The sequence below is a fragment of the Streptomyces sp. MNU76 genome (assembly GCF_020982545.1).
In the GTDB taxonomy this organism is placed as follows: domain Bacteria; phylum Actinomycetota; class Actinomycetes; order Streptomycetales; family Streptomycetaceae; genus Streptomyces.
The window spans coordinates 110,985-128,053 of the sequence record NZ_JAJKLK010000021.1; the positions used below are offsets into that span (position 1 = coordinate 110,985).

At 71.1% G+C, this 17,069-nt stretch carries 8 protein-coding genes and 2 pseudogenes; 1 reads left to right on the top strand and 9 read right to left on the bottom strand.

All coding sequences use genetic code 11. The annotated features are described in order from the left end of the window. Positions 1-138 precede the first annotated feature (138 nt). Positions 139-1,350, bottom strand: a complete 1,212-nt coding sequence (locus E4N62_RS33510; protein ID WP_230220501.1) for a S8 family peptidase — start codon at positions 1,348-1,350, stop codon at positions 139-141. Positions 1,351-1,695: 345 nt separating this feature from the next. Here E4N62_RS33510 and E4N62_RS33515 point away from each other — a divergent pair. Then, a pseudogene (locus E4N62_RS33515) lies at positions 1,696-4,331 on the top strand (glycosyltransferase family 1 protein). Positions 4,332-4,577: 246 nt separating this feature from the next. Here E4N62_RS33515 and E4N62_RS33520 read toward each other — a convergent pair. The 8 genes and pseudogenes from E4N62_RS33520 to E4N62_RS33555 form a co-directional block, all read right to left on the bottom strand. Then, positions 4,578-6,092, bottom strand: coding sequence for an ATP-binding protein (locus E4N62_RS33520; RefSeq protein WP_230220503.1), 1,515 nt, complete (start codon positions 6,090-6,092; stop codon positions 4,578-4,580). 79 nt (positions 6,093-6,171) lie between these two features. Continuing rightward, positions 6,172-6,705, bottom strand: coding sequence for a DUF1990 family protein (locus tag E4N62_RS33525; protein WP_230220505.1), 534 nt, complete (start codon positions 6,703-6,705; stop codon positions 6,172-6,174). 93 nt (positions 6,706-6,798) lie between these two features. Beyond that, on the bottom strand, positions 6,799-8,469 hold the full coding sequence (locus E4N62_RS33530; RefSeq protein ID WP_230220507.1) for a M4 family metallopeptidase: 1,671 nt from the start codon (positions 8,467-8,469) through the stop codon (positions 6,799-6,801). A 251-nt stretch (positions 8,470-8,720) separates the two neighbouring features. Next, positions 8,721-10,787, bottom strand: coding sequence for a M4 family metallopeptidase (locus E4N62_RS33535; protein WP_230220509.1), 2,067 nt, complete (start codon positions 10,785-10,787; stop codon positions 8,721-8,723). Positions 10,788-11,053: 266 nt separating this feature from the next. Next, positions 11,054-11,275, bottom strand: a complete 222-nt coding sequence (locus E4N62_RS33540; RefSeq protein WP_230220511.1) for a hypothetical protein — start codon at positions 11,273-11,275, stop codon at positions 11,054-11,056. Positions 11,276-11,349: 74 nt separating this feature from the next. Then, the gene (locus E4N62_RS33545; protein WP_230220513.1) at positions 11,350-13,152 is read right to left on the bottom strand and encodes an ABC transporter ATP-binding protein; all 1,803 of its coding nucleotides are present in this window, start codon (positions 13,150-13,152) and stop codon (positions 11,350-11,352) included. Then, positions 13,152-14,915: an ABC transporter ATP-binding protein gene (locus E4N62_RS33550; RefSeq protein ID WP_230220515.1), complete on the bottom strand. Its 1,764-nt coding sequence runs from the start codon at positions 14,913-14,915 to the stop codon at positions 13,152-13,154. Before E4N62_RS33550 ends, E4N62_RS33545 begins: the two co-directional genes overlap by 1 nt. Positions 14,916-15,030: 115 nt before the next feature. Next, positions 15,031-16,892 (bottom strand): annotated as a pseudogene (locus tag E4N62_RS33555) (ABC transporter ATP-binding protein). Between the last annotated feature and the right edge of the window lie 177 nt (positions 16,893-17,069).

Here is a 17,069-nt window from a genome sequence, read left to right on the forward strand (position 1 = left end):
TGCGGGTGGGCATTCCGGCACTTTGTTAACTACTCACGCGTATGTCTACACACAAGACCGGCCTCGTCCGAAGGGGTCGAGGCCGGTCACTGTAGTCGCTCTCGGTAAAGACCCGCTCACCACTGGTGTTACGGGTTCCTACAGGCGGTCGACGAGAAGAAGCCTGTTCGGGGAGCCCGGATGTCTGTCCTTGACCTTGCCCGAAACCGCACGCTTGACCAACGCCTTGGACACCTCCGCCGGAGCGGCCCGTGGACGGTCGGCCAGATACAGGGCCGCCGCGCCCGCGGCGTGCGGCGCGGCCATGGACGTACCCGAGTGGGTCGCCCGCGCGGTGTCGCTCCGGTGCGAGGCGGAGGTGATGGACCGACCGGGCGCGAACAGGTCGAGGCTCGGGCCCCAGTTCGAGAAGTCGGCGCGGACGTCCGTCCGGTCGGTGGCGCCGACCGTGATCGCCTGCTTGACGCGGGCGGGCGAGTAGAGGCCCGCGGTCCGTCCGTCGTTGCCCGCGGCCACTGTGTAGGTGACCCCGGAGGCGATGGAGTTGCGCACGGCCTCGTCGAGTTGGGTGTTGCCGAGACCGGCGAGGCTCATATTGGCCACGGCCGGCTTCCTCGCGTGCTCGGTGACCCAGTCGACACCCGCGATGACCTGGGCGGTCGTGCCCCCGCCCGCGTCGTCGAGCACCCGGACGGCGACGACCTTCGCCTTCTTCGCGACCCCGTACGCGGTGCCGGCGACGGTGCCCGCGACATGGGTGCCGTGGCCGTTGCCGTCCTGGGCCGTGCGGTCGTTCTGCACGAAGTCCCAGCCGTTGCTCGCCCGTCCGCCGAAGTCCTGGTGGGTGATCCGTACACCGGTGTCGATCACGTACACGGTGACGCCCCGGCCCGCCGACTCCGGCCAGGTGTACCTCTTGTCGAGCGGCAGGCTCGGCTGATCGACGCGGTCCAGGCCCCACGACGGAGGGTCGGGCGGACTGCCGGTGTAGGCGACCTTCGTGTCCTGGACGACCGACGCCACGCGGGGGTTCGCCGCGAGCCGCCTGGCCTGTTTCTCACCGACCGTCACGGAGTAGCCGTTCAGGGCGCTGCCGTACATGTGGCGTATTTTCGCCCCGTACTTCGACGCTATGTCCTGTCCCGCCGTCGACGGGGCCCTCGTTCCCGCTTCGAGGGTGACGATGTAACTGCCGTTGACGGAGCCGGGGCCGCCGGCGCCGTGGACGAACCCCTCCGGTGCGGCGTGCGCGGGCAGGGTGATGGCCGAAAGTACCGCGGCCGTCATCACCGCCGTGAGCCCACCCGCCCGGCGCGTGCCCCTGTTTCTCGTCTCTGCAGGCTGGCGCATGTCTGAGAACCCCCTCCTCGGCCCGGCGCTCCCACACCGGGGTCCACCGGAAGCCTCTCGTGCGGGGTGAAGCGCCACAAGGCCGCGCAGAGGGGTGGAATCAGCCAATATCACCTGTGGGGTACATGTGGATGTTGCTGACGGGTTGCGTCGAATTCAGGACTGAACGGGCCGGGGCGGACTGCCCCGCCGGGCGGCCGGGGTACGGATGCGCCGTAATTGCATACGGAGGGACGCGCCGTAGTTGCCACGGCCCCCGCGCCGCTACCGTCGGGGGGTGACGAACGGCGCACAGCGGAGTGCGTCCCCCGGCCCGTACGTCCTGGCGCGAAGGTGGAATCCTCTGTGAAGGCCATCCGCAGATTCACCGTCCGACCCGTCCTGCCCGAAGCCCTCCATCCGCTGAGCGAACTGGCGCGCAATCTGCGCTGGTCCTGGCACCCGGAGACCCGTGACCTCTTCCAGTCGGTCGACCCCGAGCGCTGGGCCGCCTCCGGCGGTGACCCCGTACGACTCCTCGGCTGCGTCTCCGTACGGCGCCTGGCCGAACTCGCCGAGGACCGGCGCTTCCTGCGCCGGCTGACCGCCGCCGACGACGAACTGCGTGACTACGTCACCGGCGACCGCTGGTACCAGGGACAGGCGCAGAGTGCCGAACTCCCGGCTGCCATCGCCTACTTCTCGCCCGAGTTCGGGATCACGGCCGCGCTCCCGCAGTACTCCGGCGGCCTCGGCATCCTCGCCGGCGACCATCTGAAGGCGGCCAGCGACCTCGGTGTCCCGCTGATCGGCGTCGGCCTGCTCTACCGGCACGGCTACTTCCGGCAGTCCCTGTCCCGGGACGGCTGGCAGCAGGAGCACTATCCGGTGCTCGACCCGAACGAACTGCCCCTGGTGCCGCTGCAGGAGGCCGACGGCACCCACGCCCAGGTCGGCCTCGCCCTCCCCGGCGGCCGTCGGCTGCACGCCCGGATCTGGGAGGCCCAGGTGGGCCGGGTGCCGCTGCTGCTCCTCGACTCGGACGTCGAGGAGAACGACCTCGGCGAACGCGGGGTCACCGACCGGCTCTACGGCGGCGGCAGCGAACACCGGCTCCTGCAGGAGATGCTGCTCGGCATAGGAGGTGTCCGGGCGGTGCGCACGTACTGCCGGCTCACCGGCCACGCCGGGCCCGAGGTCTTCCACACCAACGAGGGCCACGCCGGGTTCCTCGGCCTGGAACGCATCGCCGAACTCGGCGACGAGGGGCTCGACTTCGACGCCGGCCTGGAGGCGGTCCGCTCCGGCACCGTCTTCACCACACACACCCCCGTCCCGGCCGGCATCGACCGCTTCGACCGTGAACTGGTCGCCCGCCACTTCGGCCCCGACGCCGAACTGCCGCGCATCGACGTGGGCCGCATCCTCGGGCTCGGCATGGAGACGCACCAGGGCGGCGACCCGAACGTCTTCAACATGGCGGTGATGGGGCTCCGGCTCGCCCAGCGCGCCAACGGGGTCTCGCTGCTGCACGGGCAGGTCAGCCGGGAGATGTTCTCCGGGCTGTGGCCGGGCTTCGACCCGGACGAGGTCCCGATCACCTCGGTCACCAACGGCGTGCACGCCCCGACCTGGGTGGCCCCGGAGGTCTTCCGGCTCGGCGCCCGCCAGATCGGCGACGAACGGACCGAGGACGCCATGACCGTCGGCGGCTCCGAACGCTGGGACGCCGTGGGCGACATCCCCGACCAGGACATCTGGGACCTGCGCCGCGACCTGCGCGAGCAACTCGTCGTCGAGGTACGGCAACGCCTGTACGCCTCCTGGCGGCAGCGCGGTGCCGGTACGGCCGAACTCGGCTGGATCGAGGGCGTCCTCGACCCGGACGTTCTGACGATCGGCTTCGCCCGCCGCGTCCCCTCGTACAAGCGTCTGACGCTGATGCTGCGCGACCAGGACCGGCTGATGGAGCTGCTGCTCCACCCGGAACACCCCATCCAGATCGTGGTGGCGGGCAAGGCGCACCCGGCCGACGACGGAGGCAAGCGCCTGATCCAGGAACTGGTGCGGTTCGCGGACGACCCGCGCGTCCGCCACCGGATCGTGTTCCTGCCCGACTACGGCATGGCGATGGCGCAGAAGCTGTACCCGGGCTGCGATGTGTGGCTGAACAACCCCCTGCGCCCGCTGGAGGCGTGCGGGACGAGCGGGATGAAGGCGGCGCTGAACGGCTGTCTCAACCTCTCCGTCCTGGACGGCTGGTGGGACGAGTGGTTCCGGCCGGACTTCGGCTGGGCGATCCCGACGGCGGACGGCACGGCGTCCGAGGAGGACCAGGACCGCCGGGACGACGTGGAGGCGGCCGCCCTCTACGACCTGCTGGAACGGCGGGTCGCCCCCCGCTTCTACGAGCGCGGCCCCGGCGGGCTGCCCGACCGCTGGATCGAGATGGTCCGCGAGACGCTCACCCATCTCGGGCCGAAGGTGCTGGCGGGGCGGATGGTCCGGGAGTACGTCGACCGCCTCTACACCCCCGCCGCCCGCGCGCACCGGTCGCTGACCCCGGACACGGCCCGCGAACTGTCCGCGTGGAAGGGACGGGTGCGGGGCGCCTGGCACCGGGTGAGCGTGGACCACGTGGAGACCTCGGCGGCCCCGCTCAGCACGGCCGCCGAGCTGGGCGCGACGCTGCTGCTGCGTGTCCGGGTGGGCCTCGGCGACCTGGGCCCGGACGACGTCGAGGTCCAGGCGGTCTCCGGGCGCGTGGACACCGACGACCGCATCACCGACGCCAGTTGCGTCCCGCTGAAGCCGGCGAGCGGCCCCGACGACGAGGGCCGCTGGGTCTACGAGGGCCCGCTCGCCCTGGACCGCACGGGCTCCTTCGGCTACACGGTCCGCATCCTCCCGACCCACCGCCTGCTGGCCTCGGCCGCCGAACTGGGGCTGGTGGTGGCGCCTTCGGAGGAACTGGGGAGGGGGCGGGGGTGCTGATGCGGTGATCCGAGCGGGCGAGGTGTGCGCGGCTCACCTCGCCCGCTGCCCCGGCGAAGCGACTGAAAACGTGTCGCTGAGGCCGAGGGCAGCTGATTACGGTCGGTAGGGGGCCCCGTTCAGCACGGAGTCGAGATCAATGGGTGCTTGGCGAAATATCGCGCTTACCGCGGTCATGCAGAATGCGGATTGTTGAAGGTTAATTAGTGTGTAGGTCGTTCAGCGGTAGTCGCGCGAAGGCGAAGGCGCGTATTTCACAAACCGTAAAGCGCCTCCAAATCCACCAAGAGCACATCCCGGCGCCGCTTCGCAAGCTCTGTTACATCCGCATGGAACCCGTACAGCGAGAAGAGCGCCAGAGCGACCCCGCTCGTGTCGTAGCCCTGCTCCGAGAGCAAGTCCCGGATGCGTTCCAGCCGCTGTAGGTCGGCGACTCCGCGTCGGGCCACCGTCGCCTTCGCCTCGCCGAGGAGGGCGATGCGGGCGCGGGGTGACTGGGGGCGTTCGCCGAGGGCGAGGGCGATGACGTCGACCTCGTGTTTGGTGCGGGCCGAAGGGTCGGGGACCTCCGTGGTGCCGACCGGGCCCGGGAGGCCGTCCGGGAGGACCGTGTGGGCGTAGCGGCGGGTCCAGGTGCGGGCGAGTTCTTCGAAGTGGGGGCCCAGGATCTGGGAGTTGAAGGTGGGAGTGGATGCCTTCCATGCCTCCTCAGCGAAACCCTGCTCCACGGCTGATGCCTGGGGGAGTGTGATCAGCTGGTTGAAGCGGATCACGGGATCCACCAGGGTGATGACCGGGTGGCGGGGGCGAAGGATGTCCTGTTCCCGGTGGATGTAGCTCGTGGACTCCAGGACGTCCAGCGGGTGCGCGATCGCGTTGCGCGGGCGGCCGAGGGCGGCGCCGATCTTGGTGGGCGTGGTCGCGCCCTGGGCGATGGCCGAGAGGATGTCGTAGTAGAGGGTGTGCTGGGTGATGCGAGGGTCCTCACGGAGTAGGTATTCGGTCTCCGTGCGGGAGTAGACCGCTCGGCCGGGGTCCAGAAGCGTACGGGACACCCAGGCATCGAAGCCGTCGTTCGGTGTCGGGTTCCCTGCGATGGGCTGGTAACCGGGGGCGCCGCCGAGCACGGCGTGGACGCGGAGTGCGGTGGGCAAGTCCTCGATCTGCCAGAAGCGGCGACTGGCCCGGTAGTCGAAAGCGCCCAGGCGAAGGTCGATGACCGCGCGTCCGCGTAGGGGCTTCGAGCCCGAGAGCAGCTCGTGCATGACGCTCATGGCTGATCCGCACAGGATGACGCGGGCACCGGTACCCTCACCGCGCTGATGGTCGTCGTACAGCTGCTGTAGGAATCCCGGTAGTTCAGGTGAGTGCTGCAGCAGGTACGGCAACTCGTCGATGATCAGGAGCGGCACTTTCGAGCGACGCGCCGCGACGTTGATCGCGCTGTTGAGCACTGCCGGCCAGTCCGGCAGGCTCAGAGCGCCGGAGTGCAGTCCGGCGTGCGAGGCGATCACGTCGCTGAAGCGCTGCAGCGCCGGAAGGCGGCCTTCCTCGCGGATGGCGGTGACGTAGAGGCCGTCGAGCGATTCCGACAGTGCCTGGAGGAGGTACGACTTGCCGTGGCGTCGTCGCCCGGACACGATGCCGAGTCGCATGGCCGGTGAGGGGTCGCCGATGAAGTCGGTCAGTAGTGCCCACTCCCGTTCGCGGTCGACCACGTCTTGGGGCTTGTCCGGGATCGGTGGATGCTGAGTCGTATGTCGTCCCATGGGGCACTTCCGTGGTCGATGCCGTCGATTCGTCTAAGTCTAAGTAGACGAGATCTGTCGGCATCGACTTCGACAGAACTCACTCCTTCGGGTGATCGCACAACCTCCGCAACACCACCCCGCACCGTCGTGCGTACGCATGCTGCAACCCCCGCGTCGCCGCCCCGCCCGCCCGTGCGTACCACTTCGCGCCGCGGCTGAAGGCCGTGACCGTCAGCCAGACCGTGCCGTCTCCCGTGCGGTCGACCACGAAGGCCTCCTCGCCGCATTCCGGGTGGCCCGGGAGCGTGCCGTAGGCCCAGCCCTTGCGGCGGGGTTCGTCGACCGTCCAGACCACGCGGCAGGGGGCCTTGATCACGCCGCCGAGGGTGACCGTCACGTCCACGCCGGGGGCCGCCTCGGGGGCGGAGGCGCGTATGCCTACGCCCAGCGCGCGGTGCATCTCCCAGGTGCGGACGGCGTGCGCGGCCCGCTCGAACACGTCCGTGCCCTCGCCTATGCGGGAGCGGACGTGGAGGGGGTTGAAGTCCGGCGGGCAGTGGCCCTCGCGGGTCGCGCCGACGGCCTCGTAGGTGAAGGGGCCCTCGGGGAGCGGGCCGGTGGTTTCGGGCATGGCGCACAGACTAGGGCGGCACCCGGAGTCGCCTTCTCTCCGGGTACCGCCCCGAGCAGCCTGGGACCCAGGCCGTTATGTCAGGCCGTGATGTCACGCCGTGACGTTGACCGCCGCCCACGTCGCGTTCACCGCGGCGTACTCCGCGCTGTTCGCTCCGTAGAGCGAGGACGCCGCGTTCAGGGTCGCCGTGCGGGCGCCCTTGTAGTTCGTGGTCGACGTCATGTACGTCGTCAGCGCCTTGTACCAGATCTGGACGGCCTTGTCCCGGCCGATGCCCGTGATCGTGGCGCCGTTGGAGGTGGGGGAGTTGTACGCGACCCCGTTGATCGTCTTCGCGCCGCTGCCCTCGGACAGGAGGTAGAAGAAGTGGTTCGCCGGGCCCGAGGAGTAGTGGACGTCCAGGCTGCCGAGCGACGACGACCAGTAGTTGGCCGACGAGCCGTCCTTGCTCGGCTGGTCCATGTAGCGCAGCGGGGTACCGTTGCCGCGGATGTCGACCTTCTCGCCGATCAGGTAGTCGCCCGGGTCCTTGGTGTTCGCGGCGTAGAACTCGACCGCCGTGCCGAGGATGTCCGAGGTGGCCTCGTTCAGGCCGCCGGACTCGCCGCTGTAGTTCAGCCCGGCGGTGTTGGACGTGAGGCCGTGGGTCATCTCGTGGCCGGCCACGTCGATCGAGGTGAGCGGCTTGGTGTTGCCCGCGCCGTCGCCGTACGTCATGCAGAAGCAGCTGTCGGACCAGAAGGCGTTGACGTACGCGTTGCCGTAGTGGACCCGGGAGTACGCCGCGACGCCGTTGTTCCTGATGCCGTTGCGGCCGAGGACGTTCTTGTAGAAGTCCCAGGTGACCTGGGCGCCGTAGTGGGCGTCCACGGCGGCGTTCTGGTCGGTGGAGGAGCTGGTGGCGGTGCCGGTGCCCCAGACGTCGTCCGCGTCGGTGAAGAGCGTGCCGGCCGAGGAGGACGTGGCACGCGCCTTGTTGTACGTCTTGTGGGCGCCGCGGGAGGGGTCGTTGAGCTGGTACGTCGAGCCGGACCGCGAGGTGCCGATGGTGACCTGGCCGCTGTACTGGCTGTTGCCGGTTCCGGTCTGGATCGCCTCCCACTCGTACAGCTTCTTGCCGGTCTCCGCGTCGGTGACGACGTGCAGCTCCTGCGGGGTGCCGTCGTGCTGGAAGCCGCCGACGACCGTCTCGTAGGCGAGGGCGGGCTTGCCGCTGGCGGCCCAGACGACCTTGCGCGGGGCCTTGTCGGCCGCGGTCTTGGTGGAGCCCTCGGCCTTGGCGGCCTTCAGTGCCTGCTTCTCGGCGGTGGCCTTGGTGACGGCCGCGGTCAGGTCGGGGACCTTGACGGTGGCGGTCGTCGCCTTGGTGACGCTCTTGATGTCGCCGGCCTTCGACTCGTGGACGACCAGGTCGCCGCCGAGGACCGGGAGGCCGCCGTAGGTGCGCTCGTAGCGCGTGTGGACCGTGCCGTCCGCGTCCTTGAGGACGTCACGGACGACCAGTTCCTCCTTGGCGCCGAGGCCTATCTCGTCGGCGGTCTCGGTCGTGGCCGCGTCCGCCTCCTTGATCAGGGCGGTGCGCGCGGCGGGGGTCAGCAGGACCGGGGCCCCGGCCGGCCGGGCCTTGTCCGCGACGGGCGCGGGCTGGGCGGTGGCACCGGAGGTCAGGCCGGTGGTCAGCAGCGCGCCGGCGGCGACGGCGGTCGCGATGGCGAGCGTGGTGCGCTTGTGACGCGCGTAGAGAGGACGTCGGGGAGTCACACGAGCTCCTTATGTGGGGGAAGTGCAGTGGTGCTGGTGCTGGTGCTGGTGCGGCGGGTGGAGGAAGAGTGACACCTGGGTCGTGTCCATGTCAGGAGGGGGTGATGATGTTGGCCGAAAGTCAACTGTCCGGTGAATGGTGCGGGAACATGAACGGGCGCCGCCCCGGCGGGAAGTGACCCACCGGGGCGACGCCTGTCGCAGGCGTGGAGCGCGTGCGCGCGGAGATCTGCGCGCACGCGCGAGGTGAACTACGGGAACGTCAGCTTCCAGCTGTTGATGTACCCGGTGTCCCGGGCCGCGTTGTCCTGGACCCTCAACCGCCAGACGCCGTTGGCGACTTCGGAGGACGCGTTCACGGTGTACGTGGTGTTGATGTTGTCCGAGCTGCCGCCGGTGCCGTACGCCTTCAGCGTGTACGCCGTGCCGTCGGGGGCGACCAGCTGGACCTGGAGGTCACCGATGTAGGTGTGGACGATGTCCACGGCGACCGCCAGGTTCGAGGGAGCGTTTCCGGTCCGGCCGGACACCGTGATCGGTGAGGTGACCGCCGCGCCGTTGTCCGGAATCGATACGTCGGTCGTGCTCTCGAACGACGTACCGCCGCCCCCGCCACCGCCGGGCCGGGTGCCCACGTTCACGCCCGCCCAGGCGTTGGCCACGGCCGTGTACTCGGCGGACGTGGTGCCGTACAGCTCACCGGCCGCCGCCAGGGTGCCGGTGCGGGCGCCCGCGTAGTTGGTGGTCGAGGTGAACTTGGTGGTCAGCGCGCGGAACCAGATCTTCTCCGCCTTGTCCCGGCCGATGCCGGTCACCGGCAGGTTGTCCGAGGTGGGCGAGTTGTAGCTGACGCCGTTGATGGTCTTGGCGCCGCTGCCCTCGGAGAGCAGGTAGAAGAAGTGGTTCGCGGGGCCCGAGGAGTAGTGCACGTCGATCGAGCCGATGCCCGAGTACCAGGCGTCCTTGGAAGAGCCGTCCTTGCTCGGCCGGTCCATGTAACGCAGCGGCGTGCCGTCGCCGTTGATGTTGATCTCCTCGCCGATGAGGTAGTCACCGACGTCGGAGGTGTTCGCCGCGAAGAACTCGACCGTCGCGCCGAAGATGTCCGAGGTGGCCTCGTTCAGACCGCCGGACTCGCCGCTGTAGTTCAGGCCGGCCGTGTTGGACGTGAGGCCGTGGGTCATCTCGTGCGCGGCCACGTCGATCGAGGTGAGCGGGTTGGCGTTGCCGGAGCCGTCGCCGTACGTCATGCAGAAGCAGGAGTCCTGCCAGAACGCGTTGACGTAGTTGTTGCCGTAGTGCACGCGCGAGTAGGCGCCGACGCCGTCACCGCGGATGCCGCTGCGGCCGTGCACGTTCTTGTAGTAGTCCCAGGTCAGCGCCGCGCCGTAGTGGGCGTCCGCGGCGGCCGACTCCAGGTTCGACGGACTGCCGTTGCCCCACACGTCGTCGGGGCCGGAGAACAGGGTCCCGGCGCCGGACGTGCCGCGGTTGAGGTTGTTCGTGCGGTGGTTGCCGCGCGCGCCGTCGGTGAGGTTGTACGTCGAACCGGACTGGGTGGTGCCGAGGGTCACCTGGCCGCTGTAGACGGTGTTGCCGGTGCCGGTCTCGACCGCTTCCCACTCGTACAGCTTGGCGCCGCTGGTGGCGTCCGTGATGACGTGCAACTCCTGCGGGGTGCCGTCGTGCTGGAAGCCGCCGACGACCGTCTCGTAGGCGAGGACCGGCTTGCCGCTCGCGGCCCAGACGACCTTGCGGGGCGCGCGGTTGATCTCCGGGCTCTTGGCGTCCTCCGCCTTCGCGGCGCCGAGGGCCTGCTTCTCGGCCTTGCCCCTGCTGACGGTCGGCGTCAGCGACGGGACGGCGATCTTCGCCTTGGTGGCCTTGACGGTGCCCTCGGTCGCGCCCGCCTTCGAGGTCTCGACGACCAGGTCGCCGCCGAGGACCGGGAGGCCGTCGTAGGTCCGCTCGTAGCGGGTGTGCACGGTGCCGTCGCGGTCCTTGACCACGTCACGGACGACGAGCTTCTCCTTGGCGCCGAGGTTCAGCTCCTCGGCCGTCTCCGCCCTCGTCGCGGTGGCCTCGCGTATCAGCTCGGCCCGCTGGGCGGGGGTGAGCTTGACCGAGGCCGTGCCGGTGGCCTTGCCCGCAGCCGACGGTGCCTTCTCCGGGGCGGCGGTGGCGGCGCCCGACTGGACGGCCGCGGCCAACAGGGCGGTGACGGCGACGAGCGCGCCGGCGGCCGTGCGCCGGCGGGCGGTGCGGCCGAAGGTGTTACCGGTGTGGGAGGTGCGTCTGTGGGACTGGCGTCTCAACACTGACTCCTTCTGCGCGGCCGCGGTTCGCACGGCCAGGGGAGACCGGACGACTGGTGGCCGTCCGGGCAGAACAAGGTGTGCACTGACGAACGCGATAACCACATGCGTGGGGGTGCCGCGCGGCACGTCACAGCGCTGCTTGTGAGGTTGCTGTGCCGCGGTTGTGGGCAGAGTGGCAGGAGATTGCGCTTCCTGTCAGGGGCGCGTCAATAAGTTGGCCGGAAATGGTCCGTTGCCCGGTTGATCATGTTCGATAAACGGAGCGTTCACCTGGCGGTGCCTGCCGTCAGGTCGGTCAGTCCCTCGGCCAGGTGCACGTGGTCGTTGCAGAACCAGACGGCGTTCTCCGGGTGACCGACCCAGTCGTCGTCATACGTCCGGGTCGCCCGGAAGTGGACCAGGGTGAACTCGGAGAAAGTCTTGTCGTCCTGCGGCCTGCGAGGGCAGACGACACACATCGGAGGCATCACCGGAGGCGTTCTTCCCATCGCCGTAAGGCTGTTCGGTAATCCTCGCACGGGGCCGTGCGCGTCCGCCGGACCGCACGGGCCCCGCGTCACTGTCACGCGGTCTCCTCCCCGTGCCACCGCCGCCACAGTGCCGCGTACGCGCCGTCCGCCGTCACCAGGTCGTCGTGGGTGCCCAGTTCGGTGAGACGGCCGTCCTCCATCACCGCCACCCGGTCCGCGTCGTGGGCGGTGTGGAGGCGGTGGGCGATGGCGATGACCGTGCGGCCGTGCAGGACCGCGGCGAGGGCGCGCTCGGTGTGGCGGGCGGTGGTGGGATCGAGCAGGGCCGTGGCCTCGTCGAGGATGAGGGTGTGCGGGTCGGCCAGGACCACCCGGGCGAGGGCCAGTTGCTGCGCCTGGGGGCCGTCCGTGCGGCGCCCGCCCTCACCGAGGCGGGTGTCCAGCCCGGCGGGGAGGTCGCGGACCCAGCCGTCCGCGCCCACCGCCGACAGCGCCGCCCACAACTCCTCGTCCGTGGCCGCGGGTTCGGCGATGAGGAGGTTGTCCCGGACCGTACCCAGGAACACATGGTGCTCCTGGGTGACCAGGACCACCTGGCGGCGCAGCCGTTCGGGGGCGAGGTCGACGACGGGCACCCCGCCCACCGTCACGCTCCCGGCGGTCGGCGCGTCGATGCCGGCCAGGAGGCGGCTCAGCGTCGTCTTCCCGGCGCCGGACGGGCCCACCACCGCGAGCCGCTCTCCCGGGCGGACCGTCAGATCCACACCGCGCAGCACCTCGCCGCCCCTCTCGTACGCGTACCGGACACCCCGTACGTCGATACGGTCGTCCGCGGGCTCCGGGGTGGCGCCGGAGCCGGTGCGCGGCGCCCCGGCCAGACCCTCCACCCGGGCGAACGAGGCGCCGCTGCTCTGCAGCAGCTCCACCCGCATCAGGATCTCGTCGAGCGGGCCGCTCAGCTGCTGCAGATACAGGGCCGCCGACACCACCACGCCCAGCGTGACCGCGCCGCGCGCGAGCAGCACACCGCCGAGGAGGAGCACGAGGACCTGGGGCACGAAGTACGAGACCTCGACCCCGGGGAAGAACACCGTGCGCAGGAACAGGGTGTGGAAGCGGCGGCGCCGGGACTCCTCCAGCGCGTCCCGGCTCGCGGTGATCCGCCGGCGCTCCAGCCGCAGCGCCTCGACCGTACGGGCCCCCGACGCGGTCGCCGCGACGATCTCCGCCACCTCCGAACCGGCCGCGCCCTCCGCGAGATAACCGGCGCGCGCCCGGCGCAGATACCAGCGCAGCACCACCCCGATGCCGCTCAGCCCGACCAGCGCGCACACCCCGAGCAGCGGGTTCAACGCGAACACCGCGCCGATCAGGAACAGCGCCTGCACCGAGCTGATCAGCAGCTCGGGGCCCACGTCACGCAGGGTCTTGCCCACCGCGTCCACATCGGCCGTGCCGCGCGCCGTCAGATCGCCGGTCCCCGCCCGCTCCACGACCGACGCCGGCAGCGCCAGGGTCCGGTCCACGAACTCCTCGCGCACCCGCGCCAGCGTCCGTTCCCCGAACCGGTGCCCCACGTACCGGGCCCAGCGCGCCAGCAGCAACTGCGCCACCGCGCACAGCAGGATCGCCGCCGCGAGCCGGTCCACGACTCCGACGCCGGCCCCGCCGCGCACCTCGTCGATGATCCGACCCACCAGCCACGGCCCGGCGAGCCCCGTGGCGGCAGCCGCCCCGTTCAGCCCCAGCACGGCCAGGAAGGCCCGCCCGTCCGCCCGCACCAGCCGCACGGTCGCCCGCCGCACGGCCCGCGCGTCGGCGATGGGCAGCCGCCCGGAGGGATGGGGGTCGAGATCAACCGCCGCTGCTTTCCTGGCCCTTGCCGCCGTCGTCATCACCGTACGACCTCCACGTCCGTGCGCCCCGCGCCACCCGTGTCCTCCCCGCCGCGCGCCCCCTCCGGCTCTCCCGCGTCCCGTGCCACCAAGTTCCGGTAACCCGGTTCGGCGGCGAGGAGTTCGTGGTGGGTGCCGGTGGCCGAGACCTTGCCGTCGACCAGGTGGAGGACGGTGTCGGCGTGGGCGAGGACGAGGGGCGACGTGGTGGTGACGACAGTCGTACGGCCCGCGCGGGCGGCCCGCAGCCGTCCGGCCACCCGGGCCTCGGTGTGCGCGTCCAGCGCCGAGGTCGGCTCGACGGCGAGCAGCACCTCGGGGTCGACCACCAGCGCCCGCGCCAGCCGTACCCGCTGCCGCTGACCGCCGGAGAGATTGCGGCCCTGGGCGTCGATCGCCGAGTCGAGGCCGTCCGCGAGGCCCTGCACGATGTCCTCGGCCACCGCCGTTCGCAGCGCCCGCCCGGCCGTCTCGTCGTCGACGTCCCCGTGCCCGCCGAGCAGATCGCGCAGCCGGCCCGCGAACAGGTCGGCCTCGTGGTCGGCGACCAGGATCCGTGTCCGGACCTGCGCCAACGGGATCGCGTCCAGCGGGATGCCGCCCCAGGTCACCGCGGTCGGCGCGTACCGTCCGAGCCGGTCCACCACGGCCGCCGCGTCGGCCGGCCGGTCGGCGGCCAGCGCGACCAGCCGGCCGGGCGGCACCCGCACCCCCGACGTGGGGTCGTGCAGCGTCGACGGCTCGGCGGGGGCGTCCGTCGTGCCGCGGTCCGGCAGCGGCTCCAGGTTCAGGAACCGGATGACGCGCCGCGCGGCAACCACCCCGCGGCTGACCTCGTAACCCCAGTCGACGAAGTACGACACGGGCCGCACCAGCACGGTGACGTACCCGTACACCGACACCAACTCGCCCACGGTGATGGCCCCCTGCGCGGCGAGCCGGGCCGCCAGCCAGGTCACCACCGCGAGGAACAGCGTCGGCAGCCCCACCCCGAGCGCCTGCATCCAGCTGGTCACCGCTCCCACCCGGTACCCCTGCGCCCGCAGCCGCTGCGAGTCCCGGTGGAACGCGTCGGCGACGAGCCCCTTGCCGCCCAGCCCGTTGAGGACCCGTAGCCCGCCCGCGAGGTCGGCGATCCGCGCGGTCAGCACGCCCCGCCGCTCGCGGTACTCGGTCTCCGTGCCCTGCAGCCGCCGCATCATCGGCCCCACGATCACCGCGATCAGCGGCATCCCGAGCAGCACGACCGCCGCGATGGGCAGGGAGACCGTCACGAGCAGTCCGGCGACCACCAGGTAGGCGGCGAGCGCGCCGACCCCCGGCCCGATGACCGTCAGGGACCCGGCGATCGTCTGGACGTCCCCCACGCCGATCGTGACGACCTCCCCGGCGCCGGCGCGGCCGGGCAGCGCCGCTCCCAGCCGGACGGCGTGCGCCATCACCACCTTCACCGTGCGGAAGTTGGCGTCCATCCGGACCCGGGTCATCGTGCGGTGGCGCATGACGCTCAGCCAGGCGTTGAAGGCGCCGACACCGAAGAGGGCGGCGGTCCAGCCGACCAGGGCCCGGTGGTCGCCGGGTTCCAGTCCCTCGTCGATCGCGCGGGAGAGCAGGTACGGGGTGGCCGCCAGCAGGACCATCCAGACGCACGAGATGAGGGAGCCGAGGGCGGAACGGCCGGCCTGCTGCTTGACCAGCCACCACAGGTAGCGGGCGCCACCCCGGTGGTCGGGGATGCCGGGGTCCTCGTACGCGTTGATCATCGGCCCCCGGTTTCTGTGTGTTTGAGTGGGTGAATGGGTGGATGGGTGTGTGTTCGGGTGCGGGTTCGGTGGGGCTTCTCGCTCAGTTCCCCGCGCCCCTTCGGGGCACGGGTCGTCACGCCAGGCTGTCCCGCCAGGCCCGGTGCAGGTCCGCGAAGCGGCCCTTGCCTGCGATCAGGTCCGCCGGGGTGCCGTCCTCCACGACGCGGCCGTGTTCCATCACCAGGACCCGGTCGGCGATCTCGACCGTGGAGAGGCGGTGCGCGATCACCACGGCCGTACGCCCGCGCAGCACCGTCGCCATCGCGCGCTGGACCGCCCGTTCGCCCGGGATGTCGAGCGAACTGGTCGCCTCGTCCAGGATGAGGACGGCCGGGTCGGCCAACAACGCCCGTGCGAACGCCACGAGTTGACGCTGACCGGCGGAGATACGGCCACCCCGCTTGCGTACGTCTGTGTCGTAGCCGTCGGGCAGCGCGGTGATGAAGTCATGCGCGCCGATGGCCTTCGCGGCGCGTTCGATCTCCTCGCGGCCCGCGTCGGGGCGGCCGATGGCGATGTTCTCGGCGACCGTGCCGGAGAACAGGAACGACTCCTGCGTCACCATGATCACCCCGCGCCGCAGCTCGGGCACCGAGAGGTCGCGCAGATCGACACCGTCCAGCAGGACCCGCCCGGACGAGGGGTCGTAGAAGCGGGCCACCAGCTTGGCGAGGGTCGACTTCCCGGCGCCGGTGGAGCCGACCACCGCCACCGTGCTGCCTGCCGCGAGGGTGAGGTCGAAGCGGGGCAGCACCTCGCCGCCGGTGCGGTACGCGAACCGTACGTCGTCGAACACGACCTCCCGGCCGGGGAGTTCACGGTCCGTCACCGGCAGTTCCCTCGGCTCGGCGGGCTCCGGGACCGACGGGGCCTGGGCCAGCAGCCCGGCGATCTTCTCCAGCGAGGCCGCGGCCGACTGGTACGAGTTGAGGAACATGCCGAGCCGGTCGATCGGGTCGTACAGCCGCCGCAGATACAGCACCGCGGCCGCCAGCACCCCCAGCGCGAGTGTCTCCGACGCCACCCGGTACGCGCTCCACAGCACGATCGCCGCGACCGTGATGTTGGCGACCACCCGGGAGCAGACCACATAGCGGGCCATCTCCAGGATCGCGTCGCCGTTCTTGCGCTCGTGGTGCCGGTTCAGCGCGCTGAACTCGGCGTCGTTCGCGGCCTCCCGGCGGAACGCCCGCACCGGACGGATCCCGTTCATCGTCTCCGCGAACTTCACGATCACCGCGGCGATCGCGCTGGACCGGGCCGTGTAGACGCTCGCCGCGCGCCGCTGGTACATCCGCACGAACCCGTACAGCGGTACGAACGACGCCAGCGCCGCCGCGCCGAGGCCCAGGTCGAGCCAGAGCAGCATCGCCGAGATGTAGACGAAGGCGAGGATCACCCCGATGAGTTCCTGGAGCCCCTCGTTGAGCAGTTCGCGCAGCGACTCGACGTCCGTGGTGGACCGGGAGATCAGCCGGCCCGAGGTGTACCGCTCGTGGAAGTCGATGCTCAGTGCCTGCGCGTGCCGGAAGATCCGGCCGCGCAGGTCCAGCAGCACGTCCTGGTTCACCCGCGCGGACGCCCCGATGAACAGGTACTGCAGTCCGCCGGCCGCCAGCGCGCACGCCAGATAACCGGCCGCCACCGCGATCAGCGGCCCGTGCCGGCCGTCCCGCAGTGCCGGTACGGCACTGTCGATGGCGTACGCCACCAGCAGCGGGCCCGCCTGCACGGCGGCCTGCTGGAGCAGGAGCAGCACGCTCGCCACGATCACCCGGGTCCGCATCGGCGCGAGCAGGGAGCGCAGCAGGGCGAGGGTGGCGCCCGGGGAGTGGGGAGGTCGTCGTGGTCGAACGGGTCTTCGGTGGGGGCGGGGTCGGGGTCGGGTGCAGGAGCCCGGTGCGTGGGGGCCGCGCCCCCGGGAGGGGCGGACAGGTCGCCGTCGGGCCCGGGGGGCGGCCGGTCGCCTTCGGGCGACTTCTCCAGGGACGTCACCGTGCCCGAACGCCCCGCAGGATGCCCGTTCGCCTCGCTGCCCGACACCGCGCTCGGTTCACCGCCCGACACCGCGCTCGGTTCACCGCTCGACACTCCGCTCGGTTCACCGCTCGA